Origin of the sequence: Enterobacter cloacae complex sp.6700776 (assembly GCF_048284255.1) — a bacterium.
In the GTDB taxonomy this organism is placed as follows: Bacteria; Pseudomonadota; Gammaproteobacteria; order Enterobacterales; family Enterobacteriaceae; genus Enterobacter; species Enterobacter intestinihominis.
Genome location: NZ_JBLVYK010000011.1, coordinates 115581 through 122209 on the forward strand (window position 1 = coordinate 115581; position 6629 = coordinate 122209).

Here is a 6629-nt window from a genome sequence, read left to right on the forward strand (position 1 = left end):
CATGAGCCAGAGAGGGTTAGAAGCGCTACTCCGTCCGAAATCCATTGCCGTTATTGGCGCCTCGATGAAACCGGACCGCGCAGGGTATCTGATGATGCGTAACCTGCTGGCTGGCGGGTTTAACGGCCCGGTCATGCCCGTTACGCCCGCTTATAAAGCGGTACAGGGGGTGCTGGCGTGGCCGGACGTGCAAAGTTTACCGTTTGTTCCCGACCTCGCCGTGCTCTGTACGCATGCGAAACGAAACCTCGAATTGCTTGAGTCGCTCGGTCAGAAAGGCTGTAAAACCTGCATTATTCTTTCCTCGCCTCCTGAACAGCAGCCCGAACTGCTGGCCTGCGCCAGCCGCTACCAGATGCGCATTCTTGGTCCAAATAGCCTCGGTCTGCTTGCGCCCTGGCAAGGGCTGAATGCCAGTTTTTCCCCGGTTCCGATCCGTAAAGGCAAACTGGCCTTTATTTCACAGTCGGCAGCGGTATCCAATACCATCCTCGACTGGGCGCAGCAGCGTGAGATGGGCTTTTCCTATTTCATCGCCCTCGGCGACAGCCTGGACATTGACGTCGATGAGCTGCTGGATTTCCTGGCGCGTGACAGCAAAACCAGCGCTATCCTGCTCTACCTTGAACACCTGAGTGACGCCCGTCGTTTTGTGTCGGCATCGCGTAGCGCATCGCGTAATAAACCGATTCTGGTCATCAAAAGCGGGCGCAGCCCCGCGGCTCAGCGCCTGCTGCAATCCTATTCCGGGATGGATCCCGCATGGGATGCAGCGATCCAGCGCGCCGGTTTACTGCGGGTACAGGATACGCACGAGCTTTTTTCCGCCGTCGAAACGTTGAGCCACATGCGTCCCCTGCGCGGTGAAAAGCTGATGATTGTCAGCAACGGAGCCGCTCCCGCCGCCCTGGCGCTGGACGAGCTCTGGCTACGCAACGGCAAGCTGGCCACGCTGGGTGAAGAGACGCTCCAGCGCCTGCGGGACGCGTTACCGGGAAGCGTTGTTCCCGATAATCCCCTCGATTTGCGCGATGATGCCAGCAGCGATCGTTACATTAAGGCGATCACGATTTTGCTGGATAGCCAGGACTTTGATGCGCTGATGATTATCCATTCGCCCAGCGCGGTTGCGCCAGGCAGCGAAAGTGCACGAACGCTGATTGAGGCTGTCCGAAACCATCCGCGCGGCAAATACGTCACCCTGCTGACCAACTGGTGCGGCGAGTTCTCCTCGCAGGAAGCGCGACGTCTGTTTAGTGAAGCCGGGTTGCCAACCTACCGTACGCCAGAGGGCACCATAACCGCGTTTATGCATATGGTTGAGTACCGCCGCAACCAGAAGCAGCTGCGTGAAACGCCTGCCCTACCGGGCAACCTCACAGCAAATTCGGTGGACGTACACAGTTTATTGCAACAGGCCATCGAAGAGGGCGCCACTTCGCTTGATACGCATGAAGTGCAACCCATTCTTGGCAGCTATGGGATGCAAACACTGCCGACCTGGATTGCCGGTGACAGCGCTGAGGCGGTACATATCGCTGAGCAGATTGGCTATCCGGTCGCGCTGAAGCTGCGCTCCCCCGATATTCCGCACAAATCGGATGTTCAGGGCGTCATGCTGTATCTGCGCACCGCGACAGAAGTACAACAGGCCGCGGATGCCATTATCGATCGCGTTAAAATGACGTGGCCACAGGCCCGGATCCACGGCCTGCTGGTGCAGAGCATGGCTAACCGAGCAGGTGCGCAGGAGCTGCGCGTGGTCGTCGAACACGATCCGGTTTTTGGTCCACTCATTATGCTGGGTGAAGGCGGCGTTGAATGGCGGCCAGAAGAACAAGCGGCTGTCGCGCTTCCACCTCTAAACATGAACCTGGCGCGTTATTTGGTTATTCAGGCCATCAAAAGTAAAAAAATCCGCGGCAGAAGCGCTCTGAGGCCGCTTGATATCGCCGGGTTAAGCCAGTTTCTGGTGAAGGTCTCCAACCTCATTGTTGACTGTGCGGAGATCCAGCGCCTGGACATCCACCCGCTCCTCGCTTCCGGAAATGAATTCACTGCCCTCGACGTGACGCTGGAAATTGCGCCATTTGTCGGTGACCGGGAAAGCCGTCTCGCCATTCGTCCTTATCCTCTCCATCTGGAAGAGTGGGTGGAGATGAAAAATGGAGAGCGGGCACTGTTTCGCCCTATCCTGCCGGAAGACGAGCCGCTGCTGCGAGCGTTCATCTCGCAGGTGACGAAAGAAGATTTGTACTATCGCTATTTCAGCGAAATTAATGAATTTACCCACGACGATTTAGCCAATATGACCCAGATCGACTACGATCGAGAAATGGCGATTGTGGCGGTCCGCCGTTCCGCAGAGGGAGAAGAGATCCTCGGCGTGACGCGTGCCATTTCCGACCCGGATAACGTGGATGCGGAGTTTGCCGTACTGGTGCGTTCCGATCTTAAAGGTTTGGGTTTGGGCAGACGGCTGCTCGAAAAACTCATTGGTTATACGCGCGATCACGGATTGTCACGGCTCAATGGCATTACTATGCCAAATAATCGGGGTATGGTGACCCTGGCGCGGAAGCTCGGTTTTGACGTTGATATCCAGCTGGATGAAGGCATTGTCTCTTTGTCCCTCAGCCTGACTTCGACGGATAAACAAGAGTAAGCTGCTGGAAATGTTACCCACTTTTCCCGGCACTGGGGTATCATTGTCCGCTTATGTTGTTTGCCTGGTACAGACAACCCTTCAATGAACAGAGAAGAAACGCACTGTGATGTTGTCAAAATTTAAGCGTAATAAACATCAACAACACCTTGCTCAACTACCGAAGATTTCTCAGTCAGTTGATGATGTAGAGTTCTTTTATGCTCCCGCTCATTTCCGGGAGACGCTTCTTGAAAAGATTGCCAGCGCTACGCGACGTATTTGCATTGTGGCGCTCTATCTTGAACAAGATGAAGGTGGGCGTGCGATCCTGAACGCGCTCTATGAAGCGAAACGTCAGCGTCCGGAACTGGATGTTCGCGTGCTGGTTGACTGGCACCGTGCTCAGCGTGGCCGTATTGGTGCGGCTGCCTCGAATACCAATGCTGACTGGTATTGCCGCATGGCCCAGGAAAATCCGGGTATTGATATACCGGTATATGGCGTACCGGTGAATACCCGTGAAGCGCTTGGCGTTCTTCATTTTAAAGGATTTATCATCGATGACAGCGTCCTTTATAGCGGCGCCAGTCTGAATGATGTGTATCTCCATCAGCTCGATAAATACCGTTACGATCGCTACCATCTTATCCGTAATCCGCAGATGACCGACATCATGTTCAACTGGGTTGATAAAAACCTGGTTCATGGCCGGGGTGTGCACCGTCTTGACGATCCTCATCGCCCGAAAAGCCCGGAAATCAAAAACGACGTTCGCTCCTTCCGCCAGGAGCTGCGCGATGCGGTTTATCGTTTCCAGGGTGATGCCAATAATGAAGAACTGTCCGTTACGCCTCTGGTAGGCCTGGGTAAATCCAGCCTCCTGAACAAGACTATCTTCCATTTGATGCCGTGCGCGGAGCATAAGCTCACCATCTGCACCCCGTACTTCAACCTTCCCGCCGTTCTGGTGCGTAATATCATTCAGTTGCTGCGTGATGGTAAAAAGGTGGAAATCATTGTCGGGGATAAAACGGCAAACGACTTTTTCATTCCGGAAGATCAGCCTTTCAAGATCATCGGCGCACTGCCTTATCTCTATGAGATTAACCTGCGCCGCTTTCTGAGCCGTTTACAGTACTATGTGAACACGGACCAGCTCGTCGTGCGCCTCTGGAAAGATGAAGATAACAGTTATCATCTCAAAGGAATGTGGGTTGATGACGAGTGGATTCTGCTGACCGGTAATAACCTGAACCCACGCGCCTGGCGTCTGGATTTGGAAAACGCCATTCTTATTCACGATCCTCAGCATGCGTTAGCCGCGAAACGCGATCGTGAGCTGGAGCTTATACGCACGCATACCACAGTGGTTCGTCATTATCGCGATCTGCAAAGCATCGCTGATTACCCGGTGAAAGTTCGCAAGCTGATTCGCCGTCTACGTCGGATCCGTATCGATCGCCTCATCAGCCGCATTCTGTAATACACGAGCCCTGTCATCGACGGGGCTTTTTTATGGAGCCTGTTAATGCGTACGCCTTGCCTGATAATCCCTCTTTTGCTGACAGGTTGCAGCCATATGGCTAATGATAACTGGTCGGGTCAGGATAAAGCTCAGCACTTTCTGGCGTCGGCAATGATGTCCGCTGCGGGTAATGAGTATGCGCTGCACCAGGGTTATAGCAGGGATCGAAGTGCCACAATAGGCCTGATGTTCTCCATCAGCCTGGGGGCATCAAAAGAACTTTGGGATAGCCGCCCCTCGGGAAGTGGCTGGAGCTGGAAAGATTTTGCCTGGGACGTAGCCGGGGCAACAACCGGCTACGCCGTCTGGCAGATGGCGCATTATTAAAGGCGGATACCTTTTCCTTTGCGATGCAGCATCAGCGAGACAATAAACGCCAGCGCCCCCATAACGGTGACATACCAGAAAAAGGTCGTTTCACTGCCCCATGACTTAAGGGATAACGCGACATACTCTGCCGAACCGCCGAACAGGGCGTTTGCAACCGCATAAGAGAGGCCTACGCCCAGCGCCCTCACCTGTGCGGGAAACATTTCCGCTTTCAAAATGCCACTGATTGCCGTGTAAAAACTGATAATAATGAGCGCCACCATGATTAAAGCGAAAGCGGCATACGGAGAGGTTGTATGCTGTAGCGCCGTCAAAAGCGGAACGGTACCCAGGGTGAGCATGCCGCCAAAGATCAGCATGGAGGTACGGCGACCAATTTTGTCCGACAGCGCGCCGACAATTGGCTGGATGAGCATAAAGACCAGTAACGCCACCGTCATGACGACACTTGCAACGTTTGCATGCATGCCCGTAGTGTTGACCAGATATTTTTGCATATAGGTGGTGAAGGTATAGAAGCTTAGCGAGCCTGCGGCGGTAAAGCCTAATACCATCAAAAATGCTTTGCGGTTACGCCACAGCCCTTTCATCGAACCAGCTTCTTTAAGCGCCCTGACCTCCTGTTGTGAGGTTTCATCAAGCTGACGGCGTAGCCACAGCGCCACAACCGCCAGGGCTGCCCCCAGGGCAAACGGAATGCGCCAGCCCCAGGCGCGTAAATCTTCATCGCTAAGGATTTGTTGAAGGATCACCACAACCAGTAACGCCAGTAGCTGTCCGCCAATGAGGGTTACATACTGGAATGATGCGTAGAAACCTTTGCGACCTTCAACCGCCACTTCGCTCATGTATGTCGCACTGGTGCCATATTCGCCACCGACCGATAGCCCCTGGAACAGACGTGCCAGCAACAACAACGCCGGTGCCCATGTTCCGATAGTCTCATAACCGGGCAGGCAGGCAATCACCAGCGAGCCGACGCACATCATGCATACAGAGATGAGCATGGATGTCTTGCGCCCTTTCCTGTCCGCGATCCTGCCGAATAGCCATCCACCGATAGGGCGCATCAGGAACCCGGCGGCAAAAACGCCTGCGGTTTGCAAAAGCTGAGTTGTGGTGTTCCCTGACGGGAAAAAGATATGCGCAAAGTAGAGTGAACAAAATGAATAGACGTAAAAGTCAAACCACTCTACAAGGTTTCCTGATGAGGCCCCAACGATTGCCCAAACCCGACGGCGAGTATCCTTACCTGCCAAATTGGTGTTATCCGTATCTGCACTGGCTACGGTTTCTGTCATTTTAATATCCCCTGTCTCACATTGCGGGCCTTTGCCCACAAACAGTAAAACCGGATTTAAAACGAATCGTTAGGTAAATAAAATGTTTCCAATATGTTTCATTGCGTTTTGTGAACTCGATCAGCTATCTAATTATTAGCGGACGCAGTAATTATCCCCAAGACTGCTGGTGGGCCTTTTTTCGCTGCAAGTAATCTTCGTCTGCACGAATTTTATCCCACCACTTTTTGAAGACTGCGGCTGCTTCTGCTTTCACTGGATCGTGATCGAGGGGTTTGACTTGTCGTTCCGCATCATACTTTTTACCGCCCTTATGATTCGCGTATCGCCGGGCGCGGGTATAGCCCATTTGTATGAATTTACGCGCCATATCCATACCTACAAAATCGTTTTTACTGCGGTACTCTTCAAAGAGAGCGTATATCTCTTGTGCCGAACGCGCTGCGACTTCAGAATTTTTAAAACGCCAGTGTGGAAGGATTTCGCTTTTATAAGGCTCGACCATCAATACGCCCTGCTCACCCCGGCCAACCTGATACCGTTCGGGATGTTCGCGAAAATTTATATTTGCAAAATCTTGTTGGTAATCAAAAGGACGAGTCAAAGCGGCACCTTTGTTAAAATCGTTTTAACAATTGTAGGCCGGATAAGGGGAAGCCGCCATCCGGCATGTTTTTCCGCGCACAAAGCAAAAAACCCCGCACCTTCCGGTACGGGGTTCTTTCTGTTTGATGCCTGGCAGTTCCCTACTCTCACATGGGGAGACCCCACACTACCATCGGCGCTACGGCGTTTCACTTCTGAGTTCGGCATGGGGTCAGGTGGG

At 53.1% G+C, this 6629-nt stretch carries 5 protein-coding genes and 1 rRNA gene; 3 read left to right on the forward strand and 3 right to left on the reverse strand.

Annotation, left to right across the window (positions count from 1 at the left end):
- The first annotated feature begins 1 nt into the window (after nucleotide 1).
- The 3 genes from ACNQ0T_RS16280 (at nucleotide 2) to ACNQ0T_RS16290 (ending at nucleotide 4499) form a co-directional block, all read left to right on the forward strand.
- On the forward strand, nucleotides 2-2665 hold the full coding sequence (locus ACNQ0T_RS16280) for a bifunctional acetate--CoA ligase family protein/GNAT family N-acetyltransferase (protein WP_417930240.1): 2664 nt from the start codon (nucleotides 2-4) through the stop codon (nucleotides 2663-2665).
- Nucleotides 2666-2774: 109 nt separating this feature from the next.
- On the forward strand, nucleotides 2775-4130 hold the full coding sequence (gene pssA / locus ACNQ0T_RS16285; RefSeq protein WP_063163905.1) for a CDP-diacylglycerol--serine O-phosphatidyltransferase: 1356 nt from the start codon (nucleotides 2775-2777) through the stop codon (nucleotides 4128-4130).
- Between the two features lie 45 nt (nucleotides 4131-4175).
- Nucleotides 4176-4499 (forward strand): YfiM family lipoprotein, encoded by a 324-nt coding sequence (locus ACNQ0T_RS16290; protein ID WP_022649053.1) that lies wholly within the window; start codon nucleotides 4176-4178, stop codon nucleotides 4497-4499.
- Here ACNQ0T_RS16290 and ACNQ0T_RS16295 read toward each other — a convergent pair.
- The 3 genes from ACNQ0T_RS16295 to rrf form a co-directional block, all read right to left on the reverse strand.
- Nucleotides 4496-5803, reverse strand: a complete 1308-nt coding sequence (locus ACNQ0T_RS16295) for an MFS family transporter (RefSeq protein ID WP_048966852.1) — start codon at nucleotides 5801-5803, stop codon at nucleotides 4496-4498. The genes ACNQ0T_RS16290 and ACNQ0T_RS16295 overlap by 4 nt on opposite strands.
- A 151-nt stretch (nucleotides 5804-5954) precedes the next feature.
- Nucleotides 5955-6407, reverse strand: coding sequence for a DUF4385 domain-containing protein (locus ACNQ0T_RS16300; protein WP_032622345.1), 453 nt, complete (start codon nucleotides 6405-6407; stop codon nucleotides 5955-5957).
- A gap of 129 nt (nucleotides 6408-6536) precedes the next feature.
- Nucleotides 6537-6629: ribosomal RNA gene (gene rrf / locus ACNQ0T_RS16305) — 5S ribosomal RNA — on the reverse strand; the annotation flags it as partial.

Bases quoted from the DNA above. Each gene is read 5' to 3' on its own strand.
- ACNQ0T_RS16295 (WP_048966852.1), bottom strand. From the start codon at position 5,803: ATGACAGAAACCGTAGCCAGTGCAGATACGGATAACACCAATTTGGCA.
- ACNQ0T_RS16290 (WP_022649053.1), top strand. From the start codon at position 4,176: ATGCGTACGCCTTGCCTGATAATCCCTCTTTTGCTGACAGGTTGCAGC.
- ACNQ0T_RS16280 (WP_417930240.1), top strand. From the start codon at position 2: ATGAGCCAGAGAGGGTTAGAAGCGCTACTCCGTCCGAAATCCATTGCC.
- pssA (WP_063163905.1), top strand. From the start codon at position 2,775: ATGTTGTCAAAATTTAAGCGTAATAAACATCAACAACACCTTGCTCAA.